General features: G+C 42.6%; 29 protein-coding genes. 19 read left to right on the top strand and 10 right to left on the bottom strand.

Annotated features, from left to right (window positions below):
- Positions 1-7: 7 nt before the first annotated feature.
- On the top strand, positions 8-694 hold the full coding sequence (locus BLT41_RS09605; protein WP_092160605.1) for a cytochrome c3 family protein: 687 nt from the start codon (positions 8-10) through the stop codon (positions 692-694).
- On the top strand, positions 684-1,484 hold the full coding sequence (locus tag BLT41_RS09600; protein WP_092160603.1) for a formate dehydrogenase subunit gamma: 801 nt from the start codon (positions 684-686) through the stop codon (positions 1,482-1,484). The genes BLT41_RS09605 and BLT41_RS09600 overlap by 11 nt, the downstream gene beginning before the upstream one ends.
- Before the next feature lie 101 nt (positions 1,485-1,585).
- Here BLT41_RS09600 and BLT41_RS09595 read toward each other — a convergent pair whose 3' ends face one another.
- Positions 1,586-1,915: an STAS domain-containing protein gene (locus BLT41_RS09595; protein WP_092160602.1), complete on the bottom strand. Its 330-nt coding sequence runs from the start codon at positions 1,913-1,915 to the stop codon at positions 1,586-1,588.
- 154 nt (positions 1,916-2,069) lie between these two features.
- On the opposite strand from BLT41_RS09595, the gene BLT41_RS09590 reads away from it, so the two are divergent.
- Positions 2,070-2,369, top strand: a complete 300-nt coding sequence (locus BLT41_RS09590) for a YciI family protein (RefSeq protein ID WP_092160600.1) — start codon at positions 2,070-2,072, stop codon at positions 2,367-2,369.
- A gap of 3 nt (positions 2,370-2,372) precedes the next feature.
- Here BLT41_RS09590 and BLT41_RS17450 read toward each other — a convergent pair whose 3' ends face one another.
- Together BLT41_RS17450 and BLT41_RS09580 are read right to left on the bottom strand one after the other, a co-directional pair.
- Positions 2,373-2,543, bottom strand: coding sequence for a hypothetical protein (locus BLT41_RS17450; RefSeq protein WP_170830356.1), 171 nt, complete (start codon positions 2,541-2,543; stop codon positions 2,373-2,375).
- A gap of 46 nt (positions 2,544-2,589) precedes the next feature.
- Positions 2,590-2,841 (bottom strand): bacteriohemerythrin, encoded by a 252-nt coding sequence (locus BLT41_RS09580; protein WP_092160597.1) that lies wholly within the window; start codon positions 2,839-2,841, stop codon positions 2,590-2,592.
- A 409-nt stretch (positions 2,842-3,250) separates the two neighbouring features.
- Between BLT41_RS09580 and BLT41_RS09575 the strand changes: the two genes are divergently transcribed.
- The 7 genes from BLT41_RS09575 to hydF all read left to right on the top strand — a co-directional run bounded on the left by BLT41_RS09575 (position 3,251) and on the right by hydF (position 9,735).
- Positions 3,251-4,513, top strand: a complete 1,263-nt coding sequence (locus BLT41_RS09575) for a [FeFe] hydrogenase, group A (protein WP_244512270.1) — start codon at positions 3,251-3,253, stop codon at positions 4,511-4,513.
- Between the two features lie 13 nt (positions 4,514-4,526).
- Positions 4,527-4,865, top strand: coding sequence for an iron hydrogenase small subunit (locus BLT41_RS09570; protein WP_092160593.1), 339 nt, complete (start codon positions 4,527-4,529; stop codon positions 4,863-4,865).
- 285 nt (positions 4,866-5,150) lie between these two features.
- Entirely contained in the window at positions 5,151-5,393 is a 243-nt protein-coding gene (locus BLT41_RS09565) for a TM1266 family iron-only hydrogenase system putative regulator (protein WP_092160590.1), read from the top strand.
- 15 nt (positions 5,394-5,408) lie between these two features.
- The gene (gene hydG / locus BLT41_RS09560; protein ID WP_092160588.1) at positions 5,409-6,836 is read left to right on the top strand and encodes a [FeFe] hydrogenase H-cluster radical SAM maturase HydG; all 1,428 of its coding nucleotides are present in this window, start codon (positions 5,409-5,411) and stop codon (positions 6,834-6,836) included.
- A 122-nt stretch (positions 6,837-6,958) separates the two neighbouring features.
- The gene (locus BLT41_RS09555) at positions 6,959-7,531 is read left to right on the top strand and encodes a hypothetical protein (RefSeq protein WP_092160586.1); all 573 of its coding nucleotides are present in this window, start codon (positions 6,959-6,961) and stop codon (positions 7,529-7,531) included.
- Between the two features lie 4 nt (positions 7,532-7,535).
- Positions 7,536-8,543 (top strand): [FeFe] hydrogenase H-cluster radical SAM maturase HydE, encoded by a 1,008-nt coding sequence (hydE, locus tag BLT41_RS09550; protein WP_092160583.1) that lies wholly within the window; start codon positions 7,536-7,538, stop codon positions 8,541-8,543.
- On the top strand, positions 8,533-9,735 hold the full coding sequence (gene hydF, locus BLT41_RS09545) for a [FeFe] hydrogenase H-cluster maturation GTPase HydF (protein WP_092160580.1): 1,203 nt from the start codon (positions 8,533-8,535) through the stop codon (positions 9,733-9,735). The genes hydE and hydF overlap by 11 nt, the downstream gene beginning before the upstream one ends.
- A 140-nt stretch (positions 9,736-9,875) precedes the next feature.
- Here the strand turns inward: hydF and BLT41_RS09540 are convergent, their stop codons facing one another.
- The 5 genes from BLT41_RS09540 to BLT41_RS09520 all read right to left on the bottom strand — a co-directional run bounded on the left by BLT41_RS09540 (position 9,876) and on the right by BLT41_RS09520 (position 14,809).
- A complete protein-coding gene (locus tag BLT41_RS09540; protein ID WP_092160579.1) occupies positions 9,876-10,535 on the bottom strand; it encodes a PilZ domain-containing protein in 660 nt (219 codons plus the stop codon).
- Between the two features lie 119 nt (positions 10,536-10,654).
- Entirely contained in the window at positions 10,655-11,482 is an 828-nt protein-coding gene (locus tag BLT41_RS09535) for a DUF4198 domain-containing protein (protein ID WP_092160577.1), read from the bottom strand.
- Positions 11,483-11,596: 114 nt separating this feature from the next.
- Positions 11,597-11,920 (bottom strand): hypothetical protein, encoded by a 324-nt coding sequence (locus BLT41_RS09530; RefSeq protein WP_092160574.1) that lies wholly within the window; start codon positions 11,918-11,920, stop codon positions 11,597-11,599.
- Positions 11,921-11,946: 26 nt separating this feature from the next.
- Positions 11,947-14,481: a ferrous iron transport protein B gene (feoB, locus tag BLT41_RS09525; protein ID WP_092160571.1), complete on the bottom strand. Its 2,535-nt coding sequence runs from the start codon at positions 14,479-14,481 to the stop codon at positions 11,947-11,949.
- Complete coding sequence (locus BLT41_RS09520; RefSeq protein ID WP_092160568.1) at positions 14,465-14,809, bottom strand: FeoA family protein; 345 nt, start codon at positions 14,807-14,809, stop codon at positions 14,465-14,467. Before BLT41_RS09520 ends, feoB begins: the two co-directional genes overlap by 17 nt.
- A 205-nt stretch (positions 14,810-15,014) precedes the next feature.
- Here BLT41_RS09520 and BLT41_RS09515 point away from each other — a divergent pair, with 205 nt between their 5' ends.
- Positions 15,015-16,031: a GGDEF domain-containing protein gene (locus tag BLT41_RS09515; RefSeq protein WP_092160566.1), complete on the top strand. Its 1,017-nt coding sequence runs from the start codon at positions 15,015-15,017 to the stop codon at positions 16,029-16,031.
- Positions 16,032-16,062: 31 nt separating this feature from the next.
- Here BLT41_RS09515 and BLT41_RS09510 read toward each other — a convergent pair whose 3' ends face one another.
- Complete coding sequence (locus BLT41_RS09510) at positions 16,063-16,284, bottom strand: hypothetical protein (RefSeq protein ID WP_244512240.1); 222 nt, start codon at positions 16,282-16,284, stop codon at positions 16,063-16,065.
- A 112-nt stretch (positions 16,285-16,396) separates the two neighbouring features.
- A complete protein-coding gene (locus tag BLT41_RS09505) occupies positions 16,397-16,828 on the bottom strand; it encodes a Fur family transcriptional regulator (protein ID WP_092160563.1) in 432 nt (143 codons plus the stop codon).
- Between the two features lie 204 nt (positions 16,829-17,032).
- On the opposite strand from BLT41_RS09505, the gene BLT41_RS09500 reads away from it, so the two are divergent.
- From BLT41_RS09500 to BLT41_RS09465, 8 genes are all read left to right on the top strand, one after another.
- The gene (locus BLT41_RS09500) at positions 17,033-17,356 is read left to right on the top strand and encodes a magnetosome protein MamC family protein (RefSeq protein WP_092160561.1); all 324 of its coding nucleotides are present in this window, start codon (positions 17,033-17,035) and stop codon (positions 17,354-17,356) included.
- Between the two features lie 266 nt (positions 17,357-17,622).
- Positions 17,623-19,821, top strand: coding sequence for a heavy metal translocating P-type ATPase (locus tag BLT41_RS09495; protein ID WP_092160560.1), 2,199 nt, complete (start codon positions 17,623-17,625; stop codon positions 19,819-19,821).
- Positions 19,808-20,116: an HMA2 domain-containing protein gene (locus BLT41_RS09490; protein ID WP_092160557.1), complete on the top strand. Its 309-nt coding sequence runs from the start codon at positions 19,808-19,810 to the stop codon at positions 20,114-20,116. Before BLT41_RS09495 ends, BLT41_RS09490 begins: the two co-directional genes overlap by 14 nt.
- A gap of 44 nt (positions 20,117-20,160) precedes the next feature.
- Positions 20,161-20,895 carry a hypothetical protein gene (locus BLT41_RS09485; protein ID WP_092160555.1) on the top strand — a complete coding sequence of 245 codons (735 nt, stop codon included), beginning with the start codon at positions 20,161-20,163 and terminating at the stop codon, positions 20,893-20,895.
- Positions 20,895-21,257 (top strand): hypothetical protein, encoded by a 363-nt coding sequence (locus BLT41_RS09480; protein WP_092160553.1) that lies wholly within the window; start codon positions 20,895-20,897, stop codon positions 21,255-21,257. Before BLT41_RS09485 ends, BLT41_RS09480 begins: the two co-directional genes overlap by 1 nt.
- 54 nt (positions 21,258-21,311) lie before the next feature.
- The gene (locus BLT41_RS09475; RefSeq protein WP_092160551.1) at positions 21,312-21,572 is read left to right on the top strand and encodes a hypothetical protein; all 261 of its coding nucleotides are present in this window, start codon (positions 21,312-21,314) and stop codon (positions 21,570-21,572) included.
- A complete protein-coding gene (locus BLT41_RS09470; RefSeq protein WP_092160548.1) occupies positions 21,569-23,698 on the top strand; it encodes a heavy metal translocating P-type ATPase in 2,130 nt (709 codons plus the stop codon). The genes BLT41_RS09475 and BLT41_RS09470 overlap by 4 nt, the downstream gene beginning before the upstream one ends.
- Positions 23,698-24,411, top strand: a complete 714-nt coding sequence (locus tag BLT41_RS09465; protein WP_092160545.1) for a FeoA family protein — start codon at positions 23,698-23,700, stop codon at positions 24,409-24,411. Before BLT41_RS09470 ends, BLT41_RS09465 begins: the two co-directional genes overlap by 1 nt.
- The last annotated feature ends 63 nt before the right edge of the window (positions 24,412-24,474 follow it).

Below are 24,474 nucleotides of genomic sequence, written 5' to 3'. Positions count from 1 at the left end.
GGTGGTCATGCAACGTAAACTGATATTATACGCCCTGCTCCTTACGGGACTTCTCCTCGCTGCGCCTTCATGGGCGCAGGAGGAAGTCACGTCAGGTTCATACCGTTACCAAGACAGAGAATCCAGCACGGGCTATTACAATGATGAATATGAAGTCAGGCCGGGCCGAGGTTCTCCATTTATTCAATGGAACAAAATACCTGAGGATGTCATTGGATATTCCCAAGGAAATGTGGATATAAATCGACCGGGAAACGTCAGTTTCAAGGTTGATGCACATGCCGGAATACCAGACTACAGATACAAGCGCTGTGCCGATTGTCACGTGGTGGAAGGCAAAAACAATCGCCATGTAACCAAAGCGGATATCACTTGCCGGCAATGTCATGGAGGGGAACCGATTTCGGGAATAAATTATTATTACTCGCAACTGAACCCGATCCGCAGACATGCCTATGTGTGTGCCAAGTGTCATATCGGTGCCGGTGCATCATTCGCCAGATATCTGGTGCATGAACCTAACCCTTTTGCCAAGGCGACTCTTTCGGACTTTCCGAAGTTTTACTACTCGTCATGGGCAATGCTGTTATTGGTGCTGATCACTCTAGGATTCTTCCTGTCGCACACCGGGATATGGGTGATACGAGACCTGTTCACCAAGAAGCCTAAAAAGGAGGTGGATGATGAGGATTAGACGATTCACTCCGATTCAGAAAACCTTCCATTTGCTTCTTATAGTGACATTCATGATTCAGGCAGTAACAGGCATGTCCAGAATGTACTCCACGACTTTGTTCGGCAAAGCTCTCGGAGCGCCATTCGGCGGCTACGTGAATTGTCTGGCGATACATAAGGTAGTCGGCGTTGCAATGCTGCTGCTGTTTATCTGTCACATAATCTATGCGCTATTCTTAGTACTTGCCGGAAAAGTAGAAAGGCAGGATTCCCTTATTCCGCATCTGCGGGATTTCAAGGAGTTCTTCGGGCATCTGCGCTGGATGATAGGCGGCAAGCTGCCGAGATTCGGTAGATGGGCATACTGGGAAAAATTCGATTATTGGGCCGTATTCTGGGGAATGGTTCTACTTGGGCGAACTGGTCTTTTACTGTTCGATCCGGTTGAAACAGCCAGATACATAGACGGTTCAGAACTCAACATTGCACTTTGGATGCACAGACTGGAAGCAATTCTGGCCATGGGCTACATATTCCTTATTCATTTTGGAGTTGTTGTCCTGCGTAAGCACAGCTTCCCCATGGATCAGGCAATGTGGGGCGGAGATGCCGACTATGAAACAGTTCAAATAGAACGATCTGAATGGCTTGAAAATCTTGAAGCCAGTGGGCAGTTGGATAATCTTATCATAAAAGATTCAAATACCGTACTTACAACCCTTTCTTATCTGGTTGGATTAGGAGGAGTGACACTTGGAGTTTACTTAGTGATCGGCGGACTTATGAATGCCCACCTGATTCCTTGGTAGTGACAATAAATACTACAAATTAAGAATATTAGATTAAAAAAAAGAAGCCCTGAACAAGTTCTATGTTCGGGGCTTCTTTTTTAATAAACTTCATAAAAAAGCTAATTCTTCAAAGCCTCTTCAACCGAGGGATATATGTCAAAAATACTGTCCAGCTTGCTAAGATTAAAGAGCTGTAGAACCTTTGCAGTAAGGCCTACTAAAAAAATATTACCATTACCGGCAAGAGAGTGAACACTGGGAAGAAGGCCAGCAATTCCACTCGAATCCATAAATCTCACTTGAGAAAGATTTATTATTAAATTTCTTTCGCCCTGCGCAATAATATCACCAAGTGACGATTTGAGATGTGTAAAATTTGAAGAGTCAACGCGAGGCTCGTTGACCGCTATAATCAAATAACTCCCTGCTCTTTCGTGAGATAAATTCATTATCTTCTCCTGAATATGAACCGTAGTGCAAACCTAAAATTGACAAAACTCACAAAAAAAATAATGTTTATAACATCTTGACAATAGCTAGAATAAATCTAGACTTTAAAAGATTATTTCACATATCATTTATAAAGAAAGAGATCAACACACAATGTATATTTTGAGCCTTAATTACATAAAACCTTTGGATGAAGTAGATACGTTCATTGATGAGCATGTTGAGTTTTTAGAAAAACAATATAAAGCTGGAATTTTTGTCATGTCAGGCAGGAAGGTTCCACGCACCGGCGGAATAATTTTAGCAAAAGCTGTAACACTTGAAGAGCTTGATACAATTATAAGTGAAGATCCTTTTCACATAAACGGCATAGCAGAATATAACATAACTCAGTTTATCCCGACGATGATGCTGGAAGAGCTTGCGGGACTGAAAGAGGACCTGACGAAATAAAGTTTAAGCACTCGTCCTCTTTTTTTTACGTTGCTCCAGAATAAATTCAGCATAAATTGAATCTTGCTTCACAATATGTTCTGCCCACCAGTTGGCTACATAATCTGCCATGTGAGTTAAATATTCGGCCATAGCTACGTTTGTATCTTCACCGTCTTTTTTCTTTTTAAGCAAAACCTTGAACTCTTTTTCAAAGTTAATCATCTTTTCTAAATATAAATTATGAAAAGAAATATGATGTAAATACCCAGGGAAAAGCATACTTAAGCAGTAATTCTTCTTCTGTTTTAAAATGCAAAAAAGCGTATGTCCGCAAAGCACCGATAGCCTGAATAATTTTTTCAACTGAATGAGCCTCACTCACAGTTTCCGCAAGTTGAACAATCCGCCCTGTCATTTCAAAAAACATTTTGTGCTGCTCATCGATAGTATCTAGATCTAGTAAATATTCCTGCTTCCATATATTAATCATGCCCTTCTCCTTGTAACGATTGGATTTTAGAACTATTTATATAGCATTATATCTATTCAGCAATCAATGCTTACAACTTTTTCCAAGATCTCCATTTTTTCACAAGCTCACCAAAATCAACATAATATACTGCTTTTATTTAATAATACACCTATAAACAATCCAATAAAATTGAGCTTACACCTATCAAAACAAAGCGTGTTCTTTTTTAACCCACACTTTCGGATACAACTATTTTATAATAATTGTTGATTTGTGTTACTATTTTACACTATGTATCCCCTAGTTCAGACAAACTGTACATTAGTTTAACTAAGGAGGATATCCTATGTCAGGATGTACGCCCAAATCAGGACCGGCTGTGGCTCCGGCTGATCTATCTGCAATTCACTCGGATGTGGAGGGAAGTATGAGGCTTATTGAAGGTGTCATGTATCGGAATTATGCTCCGCCGAAAGGAGCTGACCCGGACAGAATTACTTTTGTAATGGTTGATGCCGACAAATGTCAGGCTTGCGGTGCATGTGAGGAAGTCTGTGCCACAGGTGCAATTCAGTCTATCAACGACGAAGGAATTCATCAGATAGTTGATCCCGTTGCCTGCATGAACTGCGGACAGTGCTTGACCAATTGTCCTTATGGGGCAATTAGTGAAGGCGTTTCTTTTGTTGATGAGCTTTTTGAGAAGCTCAAAGATCCCGATACGGTTGTTGTTTCTATGCCCGCCCCTTCTGTACGCTATGGTCTCGGGGAATGTTTTGGAGCTTCTACCGGCACATATGTCGGCGGAAAAATGCACGCGGCTCTTAGAAAACTCGGATTCAACTACATTTGGGATACTGAATTTGCTGCCGACCTTACCATCATGGAAGAAGGCACTGAGCTTATCCACCGAGTGAAGGAACAGGGACAGAAAGATGCTCGTCCTCTGCCGCAGTTCACTTCCTGCTGCCCGGGATGGATAAAGTTTGCTGAAACTTATTATCCAGACCTGATGCCCAATCTTTCAAGCTGCAAATCTCCAATTGCTATGCTTGGGCCTCTATGTAAAACATACGGCGCTAAAGAAACCGGTACCAGTCCGAAAAAGATTTATACTGTATCAATTATGCCTTGTATTGCCAAAAAATACGAAGGCATTCGTCCTGAATTAAATGACAGCGGCTTCAGTGATATTGATGCCACAATCAACACCAGAGAACTGGCATATATGATTAAAGCTGCCGGTATCGACTTCAACAATCTGCCTGATGAAGACCCTGATCCGGTTTTAGGAGAATCAACAGGTGCTGCTACTATTTTCGGAAATAGCGGCGGAGTTATGGAAGCTGCGCTCAGACTTGCCTATGAAGAACTGTCTGGTGAAAAGCTGAAGAACCCGGATATTAAAGTTGTACGCACTCACGAGGGTATCAATACGGCTGATATCAAAGTTCCTAATTTCGGGATTGTTAAAGTAGCAATAGCAAGCGGACTGAAAAATGCTGCAAAGTTGTGTGATGAAGTAAGAGCTGGAAAATCTCCTTATCACTTCATTGAAATCATGACTTGCCCTGGTGGCTGCGTGAATGGAGGAGGTCAGCCTCTTGACCCTGAAATTCAGGCTTCATTGTTCAGAAGTACTGTTGCTCAGATTAATAAGCGGTTCAGAGTCCGCAAAATCAAGGCATAAGGAGAACTGAGATATGAAAATGAAAAGACGCAGTTTTTTAAAAGCTTGTGGTGTAATGACCGGTTACGCAGTGCTCAGCATGAACATTGCGACCGAAGCTATGGCCTCGGTTATGAGTTTTGTAGGCTTAAGACAGAAATCTGTTTACGCAGCAGATGCAAACTCTAAAATCTACAAATATAGAAAATCTCAGAACAACCCTATGATTGCAAAAATCTATAACAAAAAAAATGGATTTCTGCATGATGGTCCGTGTGGACATAAATCGCATGAGTTGCTTCATACTCATTATATAGATCGCAGTGCAAAACTGAGTGCCCTCAAAGCAAAAGGGTATAAGTTTAATTTCTAATTTATAAAAAACAGCGTTTGCCTGCGGCTAGGAAGAATCTGCTCCAAGGGTCGGCGCTTGCTTGTAATAGTTTGTATGAACACTGCACTAAGTTGTATTCAATAAATTTTCAGTCGAAGAGTCTGCCTGCGGAAAGGGTTTTTCCTGATCCCGGGGTCGAGTCTTCTGGACTATGCCAGCTTCAAGCCGGTTTACCGCCCAGAACACCCGCCTTCATAAATCATTGCAGATTACTATCTGAAATATTTCTCTACCTGCGACTCATTGGTAGATCGGAGAAACTGCATGGATAAACGGCTAGGAATCATTGGAATAACCGTTAAAAACAGATTTAAAGCTGCACCGAAAGTAAATCAGACTCTCAGTGAGCATGGTAATATAATTGTTGGCCGTATGGGGCTTCCTTTCCGTGAAAAAGATGTAAACGTTATCGGTATCATTATAGAAGCTACCACCGATGAAGTTGGATCATTGACGGGAAAGCTCGGTATGCTTGAGGGTGTTAAAGTTAAATCACTACTTGTTTAAAATTAGGACAGAGTCATGAAAAATAGTAATAATTCAGGAAACGATTTGAAATCTTTTATTGATGAAGAACTTATTTGGTCTGAAATGGAAAAAGCAACCAACCCCGCCCCTGCTCAGGTTCGGGATATTCTTGCCAAAGCAAAAGAAAGAAAAGGTCTTACGCCATTTGAAGCGGCAGTGCTGCTTAAAAATACAGATAAAGATCTGGATAATGAAATTTTTGAGACTGCCATGGAAGTCAAAAAAGGAATCTATGGTAACCGTCTGGTGCTTTTTGCCCCGTTGTATATTTCTAACGAATGCGTCAACCAGTGTGCTTATTGCGGATTCAACGCAAAAAATACAGACCTTGAACGCAGAACACTAAGCCCCGAAGAAATTCACAAGGAAGTAGAAGTTCTGGAAAAAATTGGTCACAAACGGCTTCTGCTTGTTTACGGAGAGCATCCAAAATATAATGCAGAATGGATAGCTCAAACCGTGCGCGATGTTTATTCTGTAACATCAGATAAAAGCGGTGAAATTCGCAGGGTAAATATAAACTGCGCCCCTCTGGATGTTAAAGGATTCAAAGCTCTCCATGATGTCGGCATTGGTACTTATCAGTGTTTCCAGGAATCATACCATCAGGAAACATACAAAAAAGTACATATAGCCGGCAAAAAAACAGATTATTTGTGGAGACTTTATGCCATGCACCGCGCACAGGAAGCAGGCATAGATGATGTAGGAATGGGCGCACTGTTTGGCTTATTTGATCCTATCTTTGAAGTCATGGGACTTCTTTATCACGCTAAACAACTTGAAAAAGACTGCGGAGTCGGACCGCACACTATTTCATTCCCCAGACTTGAACCGGCTCAGGGTTCAGATCTGGCTTATAACCCTCCTTATCTGTCTTCCAACCATAATTTTAAAAAAATCGTAGCTGTACTTCGCCTTGCTGTTCCTTATACCGGGCTTATTCTGACCACCCGTGAAAATGCCGAATTCCGCAAAGAATTGCTTGAAGTAGGTGTTTCACAAATATCAGCCGGTTCCAGAACCTACCCCGGAGCTTACAGCGACCCTCAATATGACCGCCCTGATGTTCAGCAATTCTGCGTTGGCGACAGTCGTAGTCTTGACGAAGTTATCCGCAGCCTTATCAGTGGTGATCAGAACTATGTCCCTTCATGGTGTACGGCCTGTTATCGCCTCGGACGCACTGGTGAACATTTTATGGAGCTTGCGAAAACAGGTTTTATTCAGAAATTCTGTCTGCCTAACGGGCTGCTTACTTTCAAAGAATATCTGGAAGATTACGCCTCCGAAGAAACAAAGAAAATAGGTGAAGAACTTATCCGTAAGGAGCTTGAAAGTTATGCCGACCCCGACCGGAGAAATTTGCTAACTGACAGAGTCACTCGCATGGAAGCAGGCGAAAGAGATCTTTACCTGTAAAAGCGAAACCGGAACTTAAACCAATATGAACTTATAGAAGGTGAGCGTGCGGCGCTTAAAATGTCCACGCTCAACCTTCTAATCACGGCTTCATGCCTGATGAACTCAGCAGGATTAAAAAAATGAAAATTTTTGCAGGAACTGACGGGTTGAATATTCCTGACCTTTTTTATTCAGCCTCCCGCAGGATAATTCTTAATGGTGCGGTTTACGGCCCCTTTGCAAAATCTGAACGGCATCAGGCAGGACTGGATACAGCTCTGAATAAACCGGAATTCCAGCGATTTGATATTATTGCCATAGAACCGGAACTTAATTTCAGTTGGAAAGAATCATTTCTCGGCGCTCTAAGATTTGGCATTTCACGCCAAGCGACGGAAGAAGAAATTAAAATTTCACATACATTTCTGACTGATCTTGAAAAAAAATACCCGGATAAAATACGGATACATCCGGCTCGGAACCTGCCGTGTACACCTGTAATCGTCGTGGATGATACAATCTGTTTCGGCCAATATGCCCACGCAGAACCTCATGCACCCGAAGGTTTCTGGGGGATGGTTGAAGCTGATGTGGAAAAACTGATCGAATGGACAAAATCAGGCAGGCCTCCATCCTCTTCAACAAAGAAAGAAATTGCCGCATTCCGTTTAATAAATGAATGTGCCCGATCAATGAATCTATCAGGATCATAGTTATATGTATGCACTCAGCGAACTAAAAATTCTGAACTATCTTAACGGTCAGAATGATGATGAACTTTTCGAACTTGCCGATCAGGTAAGGGAGAAAGTCTTTAAAAATGAAGTATATCTTCGTGCAATTGTAGAATTTTCAAATGTTTGCAACAAAAAATGTTTTTATTGCGGGCTCAGAGCTCCTAACTCAAAAATCAATCGTTATCGACTTGATCTGCCTACAATTCTGGAAGCATCTGAAACAGCCGCACTAAACGGCGCGCGGACAATTGTTTTACAGTCTGGCGATGATTTCAGCTATTCAAAAGAACAAATAGGTGAACTGATTAAAGAAATAAAAAATCGACATGATGTTGCTGTGACTCTGTCAATCGGAGATCGCGACCTTGATGAATACGGTTATTGGTTTGAGTGCGGGGCTGACCGCTGCCTGATTAAAATAGAAACTTCAAATCCTGAATTATACAAACAAATCAGAGACGGAGAAAAATTTAATGAAAGGCTTAACAGAATAAAATCATTACACGATATGGGATACGAAATAGGGTCCGGCATCATTGTAGGACTGCCGGATTCTGATGTTGAATCTCTTTTGCAAGATATCCTTTTTCTGACAGATCTTAAGCTGGACATGATCGCAGCCGGACCTTTTGTTCCTCATCCGGATACCCCTTTTGCCGAGGCTGTCCCCGGAGACTTATTGCTGTCTTACCGTGTAACTGCCCTGCTCCGCATTTTAAATCCTGAATCCAATATTCCAGCCACATCGGCTCTCGATTCTTTTGACGCGAAAGGTAGAGAAATAGGACTCAGCAGAGGATGCAATGTAATAATGCCTTCTGTCACACCTTCCGCACATCGCGCGGATTACAATATTTATCCGGGTAAAAATTCAGTGGCAATCGATGTCTCCGATTCGCTATCACAAGCTGAAAACACAATCAGATCTTTAAACCTCATCCCTTCATCTTCAAAAGGCTTTTCTAAAAGGAATAACAATGTCCAATAAAGCACCACGCGGAGTCAGGCTGGTTATAACTCTGGCAGGAAGGCGCAATGCCGGGAAATCTTCTCTGATAAACGCAATTGTGGATCAGGACATATCTATTGTTTCGGATCAGCCGGGAACGACTACAGATGCAGTTGCCAAGCATTATGAACTGCTGCCGCTCGGTCCGGTAACCTTCTACGACACAGCAGGTCTTGATGACTCAGGAGAACTGGGCGAACTCAGGATCAAAGCTACACAGAAAGTCCTCTGGCGGTCTGATGTCGCAATTGTTGTAATCGGCGAAGAAGGAATCACTAATTACGAAAAGAATATTATAAGTGAAATCTGTGAACTAAAAATTCCGTTCATTACTCTTTTCAACAAAAACGATCTTAGACCTCCTTCCACTGAAGATATCAGTTATTGCCATGAAAATAATTTTCCGTTTTTAGAAGTTTCCGCGACAAACAGCTTCAACATTCAAGAAATAAAAAATGCCATCATTGACTTGGCTCCTGATGAAATGAAACGTGATCCTGTTCTTGCGGGTGACCTTTTCAGTGAAGGAGATTGGGTTGTCTGCGTGGTTCCGATTGACCTGTCTGCGCCGAAAGGCCGTCTTATTCTTCCACAAGTTCAAGTGTTACGTGAGGTTCTGGATTATAACGCCGTCGCGGTGACTATTAAAGAACATGAAATTGAGAAAGCTTTACAAAATTTAAACAGCAAGCCTGCGCTGGTCATTACGGACTCACAAGTCGTTCTCAGCGTTGCAAACGATGTCCCCGACGAAATCCCGTTAACCACTTTTTCAACCTTATTTGCCCGTTACAAAGGCGACTTACCAAGCCTCATTAAGGGCGCCGATGCCATTGATACACTGGAAGACGGAGATATTGTTCTTATAGGTGAAGCGTGCTCTCATCACCCTGTAGAGGACGATATCGGACGGGTTAAAATACCACACTGGGTCCGTCAGTACACAGGTAAAGACATTAACTTCGAAACTTACTCAGGACATGATTTCCCGACTGATCTTGAAAGATATAAGCTTGTAGTTCACTGCGGAGCATGCATGCTCAACCGCACGGAAATGCTGCGACGAATTAACGAATGTAAACGCAGAAACGTCCCAATAACAAACTACGGTGTTGCCATTTCAAAAGTACAAGGTGTTTTGGAACGGATTATCGCACCGTTTAATTTATAGATAGATAATTACCAGATGAAATATCAAGGACCGAAACAAAAAAGGTTAGCTATTAATTTAGCTAACCTTTCTTGTTTATATCGTTATAATTCTGCCCACTCAGCAGTTATCAGGATAACTCCGGCATACTCTTTAATGTTTCAAGATTTATCTGTTGTGGGATTCGTATCCATATATATATCTTGCAGTTCCGAGAGTTGATCCTCTTTAATATCTAAAAATCTAACATTATACCCGCACAAACAACTTCCGCCTGAAATAGATCTGCAAATACCTGAATATATGGGAAGTCTGTTTGCCAGAGATTCAATCTTTAAATAAAGAAAATCGTAATTTGTAAGATCTTCATCGGTATGAAAAGTACATCCTCTTTCACATATATCATGGATAATTCCGGCAACGGGTTTTGCCATTGCCGGATCATTATCGAAACTTATTTTTACGGGAAGACTAACAGTAATCGGGCAGGATGGTCGGGAGAGTAAGCAGCTATGTTTTTGGCAACTGCATTTAAAAAGATCCGAATCATCTATAAAAATTGGGGACTCCCCTCTCTCTATAGAACGCATAGTGGGAAGATCTGCCGATAAAGATAAAATCTTATTTCTTTCGCAACACGGAGTTTTCATTACTTTATGCATATTCAGAATAATTCCGGAATAATTATTCTTAAGCATTGCACTGAAAAAACTGTCCACGCAGGAATAATGTTCAATATTTAAACCGGAAATCTGTTCTGAATCATTATAAAGAGTATGATCGTCAGTAAGAGCTATAATTTGATTGTTATTTTGAATCATTTGACAATCCTTCTATAAAAATAACGACATGAATAAAAAGGCTTTGCGCCCTGACAAATATGCGCCCGAAAAGAAAATCTTCTTTTCGGGCGCATGAATTTACAAACTTTTATACGATACTACTTCATATCAACAGCTTTTAACCAGATTACAGCATCCTGAGAGAGTTCTTTGCCTTTAAACTCTTTGTCTGGACCGGAACCAAGGGCGCAAAATCCCCACCAGCCGGCTTTAGGAACTGCAAATTCAATGTAACCCTGAGCATCTGTTTTAATACCCATTGTCACAAAAGCATCCTGTGGAGCTTCGGCATTTGCTTTTTTAGCAAATCCGTTTTTCTTCATTTCAGGAGCATGATTCATGTATTCCACTTCAACATCGGCATTTGGAACAGGCTTTCCGCTTGACAGAAGCTGAGCTTTAAAGGTCATGCCTGTCCACATAGCGTAAGGCTTTACAAGAGGAATCCATTCAGTCTTAAGTCCGGCTGGAACAGACCAGTTACCAGGCATTCCACCGACATTCATGTAAGTTTTAGTAATCTGCTGAATGTAAACATCTTCTTCAGACTCAAAATAAGGAGCAGGAACCAGAACCAAAGTATAGTCACCCATGGAGCGGACAATTTTCTTTGGCAGATTTGCTTCATAAGCCTTGCCGGAGTTAGTCAAACTCTTCCATGTGATCGGTTTGAGATAGGATTTAAGATCAACTTTTTTAGTTTTTCCTTCTTCCCCTTTCTGATGCAGCATGTAGAATTCTTCAGGAACTCCCATATCCATGGTATGTCCGGCCTCAAACGGATGGGTAAAGACCAATTTGAGCTGAGCATTATCACCCTTATTTACTGCAATTTCCGGGGTATATACCATCTGAAAATGAGCGAAAGCGGGGACAGCAAATGCAATAATTGCCAACAGATTTAAAAATACAACTTTAAACTTCATTCATCACTCCTGATTATGATTCTGACTCTCTTTATCAGTAGAGAGCTTTTAAATTTACAAATAAGATCTAATTCACATATGCCGATTAACTAAAATAAGAACAATTTTTTTGGTTTATTCAATAATATCCGCCCCATCTATTTCAATGGAATGTCCTTCACCCCCATCAAAAGTTACTGTGTATGCCCCTTCAGGCTTGTTGAACTCAAACTCACTACTCTCATTCATTACCCCTTTAGTAATAACAACTTCGGATTCATTTTTAACGTACATCCTCACTCCGGACGCTGTAGATCCGTCTGAAAAACCACCTTCACAAAGCACTGTGCCGTCACCATTATCAAAGCAACTGCAAAGTGGTGAATGAGCAAACGCTGCCGAAGCGGACAAGACAATAAGACCTGCCATAATAATAATTTTAGCTGTCATTTTCCTCATAACATTCTCCTGATTCTTATTTAAAATTATGCCTGATATACGTGGCGAGTTGCTATCTTATCCGAAGAAAGTTTATTCTCCAGAGCTATCAAAAACGCTATCCCAAGGCAGACAAGGTAAAATCCTTTCATCATGACTATACCGCTGGCCCCCACAGCATTCCCCAAAGTGAAAACCGCTGAAGCTGCTGCAAAACCAATCGTCGTGGGGAAAACAATGGAAAATACCATCCATTTCCATGATCCGGTCTGAACTTTGACCATAATAGTAGCGGCAAGGCATGGAGGGTAAAGAGCAAAGAAGATAATAATTGCGAGTGCATGCAGTGGAGTCATTCCAGAAGACTTACTCTCATTATCCATTCTCTGTTCAAGGGTCTGATTCTCATCCGCCCCTTGCTGATATAACACTCCCATTGTTGCCACGGATGATTCACGGGCGGCAAAAGAACTGATCAAAGCAATATTAACCTTCCAGTCAAATCCGGCAAATTGAGTTACCGGTTCAAGAGATCTTCCAATCATACCAAAAAAAGAACTCTTAATTTTCTCTTCCTTTATTCTACGGCGTAAACGTTTACGTGTGGATGAAACCTTGCGCAAAGCACCGTTAACGATCTTTGCATCTTTATTTCCACGCGGTTTCAGCAAAGTGAACCATTCTGGATTATCAGCCTTGAATTCAGCATTAACTGAAGCAGCTCCACTTTTACCGAATGAATTCATTCTGGCTCGTTTGTAATCATCGTAGAAATTAAGCAGAGCAAGCATTTTTGCAGACTCACCCACAGCGGCATAGTTAGTAGCCGAAACTTTGGCATCAAAAACAGCCACAGCTTTGCTCATTTCTGCATCATAATAATCCATGCGCTCTTCACTAAGCCCCGGGAACTGCAACAATGAAAACACACACAAAGATACGGCTACAACAATGGACCCGACCTTTTTGATATATTCCCATGTACGCTCAATTGAACGTTGCGCCACACCGAACAATGTAGGGGCATGGTAATTAGGCATTTCCATAATAAACGGAGCTGTCTCACGTCCCTTAAGAATTGTTGAGGTCAAAACCTTGGCAATAATCATTGCCATTATGATTGTAATGGTAGCGATAAAAAACATTGCCCATGATTTATTCTCGGCAAAATATATATTCACCAACAGGGTATAAAGAGGAATTTTTGCCAGACAATTCATAAACGGAACCGTCAAAATCGTTGCCAGCCGCGACCTTTCATCGGGAATACCTTTGGTAGACATAATCCCCGGAACAGCGCAGCCTCCGGCAAATACTCCACCCAGAATAAATGGAAGAGTTGATTGCCCATGCAAACCGAAACTATGAAATATACGGTCTAAAATAAAAGCAATTCGAGCCATGTAGCCGGAGTCTTCCAGAATGGCTATTAGCGCAAAAAGAATAAAAAAGATCGGTACATAGTTTAAAAGAGTATTGGCACTGTCCACCATCCACAGCCCCATGGACCTGAGCAAGGAATCCTCAATCAATCCTGCCGAAGGTAAAAAACTGGCGATAATATCCCTGAATTTTGCCAGCAAGGGCCAAGTATAAATAGTAAGCTTATACCCCTGAACAATCGAAAGTTCATAAATAGTAAAAACTGTAGCAAGAAGAAAAAACGGAGCCATTGCACGGTTAAGTACCCATCTATCAATGCGTTCGGAAATAGGTTGTTTCGAACTGTCCTCCTTCTGGACACACGCATCTACAATCTCACCTGCAACCCTGTCACGACAGGCTACAATGTAATCTCCGGTATCAATATCCAAGGCTTCTTCAAAACTATCACGGCGTGAAATAGAATCTTCAATTATTTCAGACCCTTTAAAATGTTTTGATTCAACAAGCCTGCATACTTCAGGATCATTTTCAAGCAACTTGATTGCCAGCCAGCGTAACGGATAAAGCCCCCCTAAAAAGGCATCTTCAGCCAGCTTCTTTTCAAGTTCCTGCAAATGCTCTTCAAGCTCACCGTAATCAATTGCAACAGGACGGTTATACGCTTCCTGATTGACTGATTTACGAATTGCGGCTTTCAGAGCCTGCTTCCCTTTACCCTTACGTCCCACAGTGGCGACAACATCCACCCCGAGCCGGGAACTTAGTTCCTGTAAATCAATGGTTAACCCCTGACTTTCAGCAACATCCATCATATTCAAGGCAATAGTAACCGGAAAATCCATCTCCAGTACCTGAAAAGTAAAATACAGACTGCGTCGTAAAGCTGTTGCATCTACGACGTTAACAACAACATCAGGCTTTTCCTCAAGAAAAAAATCACGTGAAACCCTTTCCTCGAGTGAAAACGAAGTCAGACTGTATGTACCGGGAAGGTCGACAATCTCATAACGAGTCTTTCCTTCACGATAACTGCCGACTTTTTTATCAACGGTTACACCCGGATAATTAGCCACATGCTGATTGGCTCCGGTAAGCATGTTATACGTTGTAGATTTACCGGCATTTTGCTGCCCGGCCAGCGCAATAAGGAAATTATCTTTAGCTGCCTTGCCTTTGCTATTAACCTCTGAACTCATCTTCCACCTCAATTTCATAAGCCTCAGTACGGCGCAGAGTAACGCAATATCCGGCAACCTTAAGCTCCAGCGGACACCCGAGGGTTGCAACCCTAACAACTTCAACTTCACGGCCGGGAATAAAACCCAGATCAAGCAGACGCTGCCGGACTGCGCCGCATGAAAAATGTCTCCTTATTTTAGCCTTACCACCCACAGCAATATCCAGAACACTCTTACCGCGCATAATGCATTTTTTCCCGGGCCCGCCTCTGCCACCATGCCTGCGCCGCTGCTCTCTCTTACCGGAAGAGATTCCGCCGTTAAGAAAATCGAACTTATTAAACATTTTTTCTCCGCCTCAATCTTGCTTTGATGATTATGAGAATGAATTTCGAAATCAACTACTAGCCAGCTTGATTTTTCTTGTCAACAATAAAACTCAAATTTATCACTACAAACTTTCACTTGATATTGATTATTAATTTCATTAGACCAGCCAATAAGAACAACTGGAAACACGATAGAGAACAATTATACGCGTAGGATTTGCAATGAATAATATATCTTATAAAGAGAACCTAAGATTTTTAAATAACATACTGACAACCTTGAAAAATTCCATCATTGCAGGCTACCTGCTCCGAACTGGATCAAAGTTTACAAAAGCCAGTTTAAAAAATCGCGCATTAATTGCTATTTTTTTACTTTTAATCCTTCCAGCCGGATTTCTGCTGGTCCTCATAGAATTTGCCGACAGAAAAGAACTGCTCATGTATATGAGCCTGCACTTCAGCCTCTGCATTGCTTTTTGTTCCCCAATCGCCAACTGGCTTAATGAGTGGCTGGTTAACAGAAAACTGCGCGAAATGAATAAATTCTGCGTGGACCTCAAACGTGGAAAGCTAAATCACCGTATGGATTTTTTCGAAAAAAACAGCAGTATCACGGGAGATGAACTTATACGGCTTCAACAGAACCTCAACTGGCTGGCGCACTCTGTTGCCAGAAGAGAATACAGTCTAACCAAAAGCCTGACAGAAACTTACAAAGATAAAGAAAAGCTCAACCTGCTGTCATATACTGACTACCTGACCGGACTATTCAACAAACGTTTTTTTGAACTTAAAATCGTTGAATCCTGCTCTAAGTGCATATCCTGCAAGACCCCCCTGCACCTTATGATGATTGACTGCGATCACTTTAAAGAAGTTAACGACCAGCTGGGCCACATGGAAGGAGATAGGCTGCTGGCTCAGTTAGGGCAAATTATCAACTCATCAGTACGAACAGGAACGGACTTCCCCTTCCGCTTCGGAGGAGATGAATTCGGTGCAATTCTCGTGGGTATTGATTCATACCGCTGTGAACAAGTAGCTGAACGAATACGGCTAAGATTTGCGGAATTAAGTATTGGCAGAAGCAGCCTCAGTATTGGTATTTCCAGACTGAATCCTCAGGCCAAAGACCCGGAAGCCGAAGCTGTTCGCCTTGTAGAAACCGCTGACAAAGCCCTCTATTTCGCAAAAAACACAGGAAGAGACAAAGTGATAAGCCCTGCGCGAATATAAAAAAAAACCTAAGCACACCGAATGATCAGGACTAAGCCCCTTCAGCCATATCGGCCTTAGCCTCATCTACCAGCCGTGTGACCTCTTGCTTTGCGCTAACATACTTTTCTGCTGTCCAGTCCCCTGCTTTGATAGTCCCTTTAACGGCTTCTATCATTGCAGGCTTAACGCCGCCCGCTTTAAAAATAGCGTAAGCGGCAACACCTACAATCGTCGCGGTTGTTGAAACCAATAAAAATCTACCTAAATTCATACCAATATCCTCCTACTATTTAGATTTTATGATCAATTCATAAAAACGTTACTACATATTCCGTAACTATTATTGCAAACATCGCAATTGAAAATTAATTGCACAGCCAACGTTAACTATCACGACAATCGGAACAAATTCCAAAAAGAATCATCTTGTGCCTTTTTATACTGAACCCATGCTTTTCAGCCAGCAACTCCTGCAAATTTTCAATACTGTCATCGACCACTCCTATCTTCTTACCGCACTTTGTACAGACAAGATGATCGTGGTGAGGCCTGTTATACCTGCATTCATAACGAGTAATTCCATCCCCGAAATCAATGGCCTCGGCAATACCGCATTTATCAAGAAGTTTGACTGTTCTGTAGACCGTTACCGAACTTATACTCGAATCTGCTTCGCGGACCTGAATATAAAGCTCTTTATAAGAGAAATGACCTTTGCTCTTCAGGAAAACCTCAAGCACAACCCTGCGCTGTTCAGTTGCAGCCATCCCTTTTTTTGATAAATATTTCAAAAAAATATGTTGAGGACTTGTCATATCTCCCCCTTCTTGTTGAGAATGAGATTCATGACTATTATCAAATAAAACAAATTGTCAATACCTCAAAAAATGAACTCACAAACTCAAAACAGCATTTTAATTTGTAATTGATACTCAATTGAACTGTTTTCCAACCTTCTCTGTAACTAGTAATATTTAATCCGGATAATTAATTCATAGATCTTAACAAAGGAGATAATCATGACTACTCCCGCAACAAGAATACTTCCTATCGCAACAGCCTCCATGGCGGCCACCGGAGCTTTGATAAGCGGAACTGTAACCGCTGTACGCGGAACAATCGCAGTAAAAGAAGGCAAAATGACAAGCCGTGAAGTAATAAAAGCTGTAGCAACAGAATCAGCTGGAACTGGACTGGCTACAGGTACCGGAATCGCCATCGTAGGATTACTCGGAATTGGCGGACTTGCCGGAATTATAGGCTTTACTGCAATAGCCACAGGAACAAAAGTTCTGTGGGATAAATCTATTGGATCAAATTTCACAAAAAAAATTCAATCCTGAATATAAAAAAACCTGCGTTTGAAATTCCAATCAGCGCAGGTTTACTCATTCCCTCTCTTTAAAATCCGAATAAAGCCACCTATCCTCAAGACTAACCAGCCTCCTTACTTATCTAAAATTAAAAAAGCTTTGTTGTATTAAAAATAAATTTATCGTTGACAAAGAGATTCTGTATTTGTATCTAGCCCTTCTGTGAAGTTGAGTTTCATTTTCAATCTCAAACAAGGGCAGTCAGATTTTTTCCGACTGAAAACAGGACCTGACAAGTGAAAACAAGACACAATAAGACAAAAGTACAACACTCGATACCGGGAAGAATCCGACTGAAAATTTCGATTCTGAAAAATAACCATCTACTTTCCAGTTCTCTTGAAAAGAATCTTGAAAATCTTGCAGGTGTCAACCACACAAGAATCAACAAAAAATGTTCCTGTTTAATTATAAACTACAATGACCACGTTCTTTCTCCGGAACTGCTAACCAGAACCATTCATGATCTCCTTGGAATTAATCACAAAAATAATTGCTCAGTAAATAGCAAAGAAAAAGCTTACTGCCCCGAAGTCCGGAGTGCTTTAAGATCTTTCTCCTTCATCTCAGCAGTAGGTGGAGCTGTATTAATAAGCGAATCCCTACTGGGATTGACCATTGCTCAAACGCTTTTAAGTCCTCTGGGATTTATCACGATCTTTGCGGCCGCCCCGCTGGTAAAAGAAGCATTCAAAAAAATCAAAGACAGAAAATTCGGACTTGAAGGTATTCTTGCCGGCGGCATTATTGCTGCGGTTGTGGCCGGAGAAGCAATGACTGCCTTTGAAATACTTTGGATCAATGCCGGAGCAGAACTTCTGACCGCCTGGATTACAGAGCGTTCCCGCCGTGCTATTTCAGGCATTCTTGATAAAACTTCACATCACACTTTTGTGCTGAAAGACGAGGTGGAAGTTGAAGTTGAAATAAATCAACTTCAAAAAGGAGATGTGGTTGTCCTGCACACCGGAGAAAAGATCTGCATTGACGGGCTTATTGTGGATGGTCAGGGATTAATAAACGAAGCCCCGATTACTGGAAGAGCCGACTTTATACACAAAAAAGCCGAGGACAAAGTTTTCGCCGGAACGTTCGTGCGTGAAGGCGTCATCTACGTCAAAGCAGAAGAAGTTGGAGACAGCACTTATCTCGCTAGAATCCTTCATAAAGTAGAAGATTCACTTGAAAATAAAACCGACATTGAATTAGTAGCAGACAAACTTTCAGTACGTTTGGTCAAAATAGGTCTGGGAGCGACTATCGGCACCTTGCTGCTGACCGCCAGCCCGTGGAGAGCATTCACAGTGCTTCTGGTCATGGCCTGTCCATGCGCCACCGTACTATCAGCTTCAACTCCTATCAGCGCAGCCATCAATACTGCGGCAAGACACAATATTCTCATCAAAGGAGGAAGGTATCTTGAAGAAGTGGGACATTGCGAAATTGCCTGCTTTGACAAAACCGGAACCCTTACCGGAAACGAACCTTCCCTTGAACATATTTATGCGGTCAAAGGCACTTCCGAAGATGAAATTCTAAATTATGCTCTTTCAGTCGAAACTCACAACCACCATCCGCTTGCTCAGGCAATCAAGAGTGCTGCGCAAAAAAGAAACATATCTCCCCTGACTCATACCGTCTGCGAATATTTCCTAGGTAAAGGAATGCGGGCAGAACTGCCCTCTGCTGTCGGAGCTTCAACTGAAATATTGGTCGGTAACAAAAAACTCACAGAACAATTTGATGTACGCATCGGCAAACTGAGCAGCCATGTTTCTACTCTTAAACGCAAAGGGCTGACTGTCATTTACGTTGTTAAAGATAGAGAACCTGTCGGTATTATGGCTTTTGCAAATACAATCAGACCCGAGGCGGCGGCTGCTCTTAAATCCTTAAGGGCGAATGGGATTGAAAAGACTGTTCTTGTTACCGGAGACGAACCAGCAACAGCCGAACACTTAGCAAAAGTTCTACACATACCGGAAATACATGCCTCAGCCATGCCCGAAGAAAAAGCAACATTGGTGCGCACCCTTCAAGATAAAAACAAAAAAGTGCTGATGGTCGGAGACGGTATAAATGACGCGCTGGCACTCGCACAGGCGGATGTAGGAATAGCCATGGGAACTGGAGGCGCCGAAGTAGCAGTTGAGGCCGCGGATATAACTCTTGTTAATGACGATTTGAATGGGCTGACCTTTGTGCATCAACTCAGCCGCGACACAGTAAAAATTGCTTACCAAAACTTCTGGCTGGCAACAGGCTCAAACATAGTCGGAGTTATCATGGGAGCCAGCGGAGTACTTACTCCAGTCATGGCTGGATTCCTCCATATAGCTCACACAATGGGAGTTATTGCCAACTCTTCAAGACTTCTGACCCACTCCCCCAAACCATTAATGATCGAAGCAGGAAAAACGAATGAACTTTCATAAGCTGATTGATCTCGAAAACTATCTGGATGTGGCTCACCACGTTCCGGGTCGCATAAGGGTGAAATTCAGCCCGATGATTCTTACCAAACCTGCGGCATTAGCAGCCATGAAAGAACATCGGGAACTACCAAAAGCAATTCTTGCCGCAAGAGTGAATATGACCGCGAGGTCTGTGGTCATCGAATACGATACAGAAGAAATATCTCCTGAAATCATTGAAGAACTGATTCAGGGAAAAGACAAAAGTAAAAAGGTTGAGATTATCACCGGTCTTTACGGAAAACTGATGAACTAAGCCTCATATTAAAAATAATTAAAAGAATAAAACAGGAGAAAACAATGACTACAGAACAGACTATTCAGCCGGCACCGGATCAGCATTCACATGAAGAAACAACCATTCCACAGCAGCCCTACACCGCACAGCCGGTAATGGGACCGGACATGGGACAGCCTCATTATTCCTACACTATGCCCGGTGATCCTTATCAGGGAGCTCCTGTATCAACCGGATATGCTCAGACAGATATTCAGGGACAACCAATTTATAACCCTGTCTACGCACAGCCAGTCTATGGACAACCAATCCAGCAGCCTGTTTACACACAGCCGATCCAGCAACCTGTCTACGGACAACCTATTCAGCAGCCTGTTTATGGACAGCCCGTATACCAGCAGCCAATGTATGCTCAGCCTATTCAACAGCCCTACCAGCAACCTATTCAGCAACAGGTTCCACTTTCCACCCCTCCCGCAGCAGACGAGCAAATCAAACAATTTGTAAATCTGGTTAAAGATACCGCTGACGGCAACGCTGACCCTTCAAGCTTTCTCAACTTTTTCAACGGCATTGATGACAGTTTTTGGAAAGGGCTGCTTGTTGGAGCGGGAATTACCTTTGTATGCACAAGCGAAACAGTCAGATCCGTCTTCACTTCAGGCGTAGGCAGTATCTTCGGAAAATCCGAAGAAATGTCCGCTGAAGAACTGGAAAAACAAGAAGATCTCAAAGCAGAACAAGAATACAAAGCAGCACAAACAGCTAAAACCAAAGAAGATAAAGGAACAGTCTAATGAGTCAAGATTACAACAGCGATTACACATACTATTATCAAGCCCCGCCTCTGACAGCTTACCCCAATCAGGTTGTTCCTGTTCAGCCTGCTCAGCAGCCAGTTCAGCAGATTCAGCCCGTTCAACCAATTCAGGCTGAAAATGCACCCTCCCGCCTGAAAAGCTGGGTAAACGTCACGGATTCCCGCTACCTTAAAGGGATTGCGATCGGAGCAGGAGTCGCTCTTGTTGCCTCAAATCCCAAGGTACAGAAAGCAGTAGTTTCAGGATCAGTGCGGATATGGACTGCTATCCAAGGTGGAATTGAAGAAGCAAAGGAAAAAATTCAGGACATTAAAGCTGAAGTCAGCCAATCTAAATAGTATAAATATATTATAAACTTTCGGGTTCCGCTTAAAGCGGAACCCGAAAGAACAATGGAAATCATGAACACAACACCTGCAAAAATTAAGAAAATCAAAAAGCGCCCATGCGGAGATAGCTGTCCTCTGGAACCGAATCTATCCAAAACGGCCGCTAAAGTCGGAATGGTTGCTTCACTGGGAGTAACCTTCACATCCGGCATTCTAAAATTCAAAGGAGCCAAGCCCTTGCACATCTGGGCCTCTGTTGCTTTTGTGGGATTCACAATAATGCATTGCGCGGCCTATAAAACTCCCAAAAGGATTACAAAATGACTCGCATGCCGCTCAGGACCAGCCGTTTTGAAATTGTCCACGAACTTCCCTATAGAATAAGACTGCGTTCAATCATGATGCTTGCCCCCGATCTGGACCTTAACTACCTGCAAGCCGGAGTGGAATCTCTTTCCGGAGTTACAGCCGTAAGAGTCAACGGTCCCGCATTTTGCATAGTCGTTGATTACAACGGAACCGATTCTACCAGAACATCAATTATTGCGGCACTTAAACAAATACCGAATGAAGCTTTCTTAAATCGCAACGAAAAAGGTCACAGCGTTGATCTCTTCGACATTGGAGCTAAAACAGCGGTCGCAGCGGCTATCCCTATACTTCCCGGCCCCGTACAGATGGCTACAAGCTGGGGTCTTGCAATTCCGGGAATTGTTACCGCAATCCAAACCCTGTTCACCCGCGGTGTCAAAATTGAAGTTCTGGATGGAACAGTAAAGACTCTCTCACTACTTCGCGGAGAATATTTCACATCCAACTCTATAGGAGCTTTGCTTAGTTTAGGTGAATACCTTGAAGACCAGTCTGAGCAAAAATCAACCGATCTATTAAAAACGCTCCTCAAGCCACAAATAGAAAAAATATGGATTGAACGGGACGGACGGGAAATTGAAATTAATTTTACAGAACTGCAAGTCGGTGAAATTGTAGTCTGCGGTCCCGGAGAAATGATCCCCGTGGAAGGAACCATTGTAGAAGGTGACGGATCAGTTAATCAAAGCTCCATCACGGGAGAATCTGTTCCTATACACCTGCAACCCGGTGATGCCACCCTTTCCGGCACAGTGGTTGAAGAAGGTACTCTAAAAATCAGAGCGGACAAGGTCGGCTCCGAAACGGGTATGGCACGGATCAACCGTTTTCTGGAAACATCATTACGTTCGCAATCCAAAACACAGCTTAAATCCTCAGAACTCGCGGACAGGCTTGTTCCGCTCACCTTCGCTCTAGGTCTGGGAGTATATGCTTTCACACACGATGCAGCCCGGGCCGCGGCAGTTCTCACAGTTGACTACTCGTGCGCTATCAAACTTTCCACTCCAATTGCCACCAGAACAAGCATGTATACAGCTAGTCAGGCAGGAGTTCTGCTAAAAGGAGGTCAGGCTTTAGAAAATCTAGCAGCCATTGACACCCTTGTCTTCGACAAAACCGGAACCCTGACCCAAGGAATTCTTAAAATTACCGATATTGTGCCTATACCTGCTTTTTCTGAAAAAGAACTCCTTTCGATTGCTGCCGGAGCTGAAGAACATTATGCCCACCCCGTTGCCAAAGCGGTCGTTAAAGAAGCGAAGGACCGCGACATATCACTACCGGAAGTAAGCGGAGTCGACTTTATTGTTGCCCACGGTGTTTCCGCATATGTAGACGGAAAAAGAATACTTGTCGGAAGCCAGCACTTTATAGAAGAAGATGAACTCATAGACTGCGCATCCATGAAAGAAACAGCACATCAGTTACGTGATGAGGGTAAAAACCTTCTATTTGTAGCAATGAATGAAAAACTTATCGGAATCATCGCCATGCGCGATGAACTCCGCCCCGAAGCAGCGGAAACCCTTGCAGGATTCAAAGCCGCTGGAATCAAACATATCGAAATTCTTACCGGAGACCATCGGTCGACAGCATTGGCACTTGCAGCACAACTTCCCGCCGTTGATTCTGTCCACTGGGAACTTAAGCCCGAAGACAAAGCCGCCATTGTAAAAAGACTCAAAGACCGCGGTGCAAAAGTAGGATTCGCAGGAGACGGAGTCAACGATACTCCTGCATTAATATGTGCGGATGTAGGAATATGTATGCCCTCAGGGGCCGACCTTGCGCGCGAATCCGCACAAGTCGTCATGATGGATGAGGACATGAGAACTCTTTTAAAAGCCCGACTTATTGCGATCAATAACCGCGACACTCTCACCTCCTGCCTGTGGTCGACTGTTGCTATCAATTCCGCCACACTTCTTCTGGCCGGAACCGGTAAAATATCGACACTGACAGCGGCAATGGCTCATAATTTAAGCACAGTGGGAATTCTAGGATATGCAGCCCTGAAAACATCATCTTCACCTTGCGAATCCAAACCCAAAGAACCATTAAACGAGGCGCTATAATGTCCACCCCACTCACTGAAGCCCCCATTGAAACACCGTTGATTCTGAAAACTATCACTAGAGAAAATCTTAAAAACCGACTCGAACGCATGGGGCTGCGCACAGGCTGTGAACTGAAAATCATGTCTGAAGATTCTATACTTTGCCCGGTAAGAGTCAAAGGCCCGAAAGGTGAAGTCCTGCTTGCTGCCGGAATGGCTTCAAAAATAATTATTCATCACGATGACGGACATAAAACTCCGGTATTTGAAATGAGAAAAGGCGAAAAAGGCCACATTGAAGGACTTACAGCTGCATCCTGTCTGGAAAACAGCCTTAAAACTTTAGGATTAAGTGAAGGGGATAATATTGAATTTATCCGCTGTCTTCCTTCTATGGATTACCACATAGTAGTGGATGGAAAAAGTACTCATATAACTGAAGGCATGGCTGCTAAAGTATGGGGAGTATGCGGCAAGGAAGAATGTCAGCTTGCAACCTGTGGAAAAAGAGAGATCTTTGAAACAAAATCTATCCTCGGCAGCCCCAGAGTTGCGGAAAAATTATCATTCTTCGGAATCAAACCCGGAATAAATATCAGACTTGAAAACGTTGAACCGGCAAAAGATTTCCGCATGAGCCACAACGAGCATATAATTATTCTCAGCAATGAAGGTTTGCGCCTACACTTACGTTCTGATCAAGCCGAAGCTATTCTTGTTGAGACTGCATAAATAACTGAAACCACAAATAATAAGGTTTACACTCATTTGAGTATAAACCTTTTTCTTTCAAAC

Source organism: Maridesulfovibrio ferrireducens (genome assembly GCF_900101105.1).
In the GTDB taxonomy this organism is placed as follows: Bacteria; Desulfobacterota; Desulfovibrionia; order Desulfovibrionales; family Desulfovibrionaceae; genus Maridesulfovibrio; species Maridesulfovibrio ferrireducens.
This window is presented reverse-complemented; position numbering and strand designations above follow the sequence as displayed.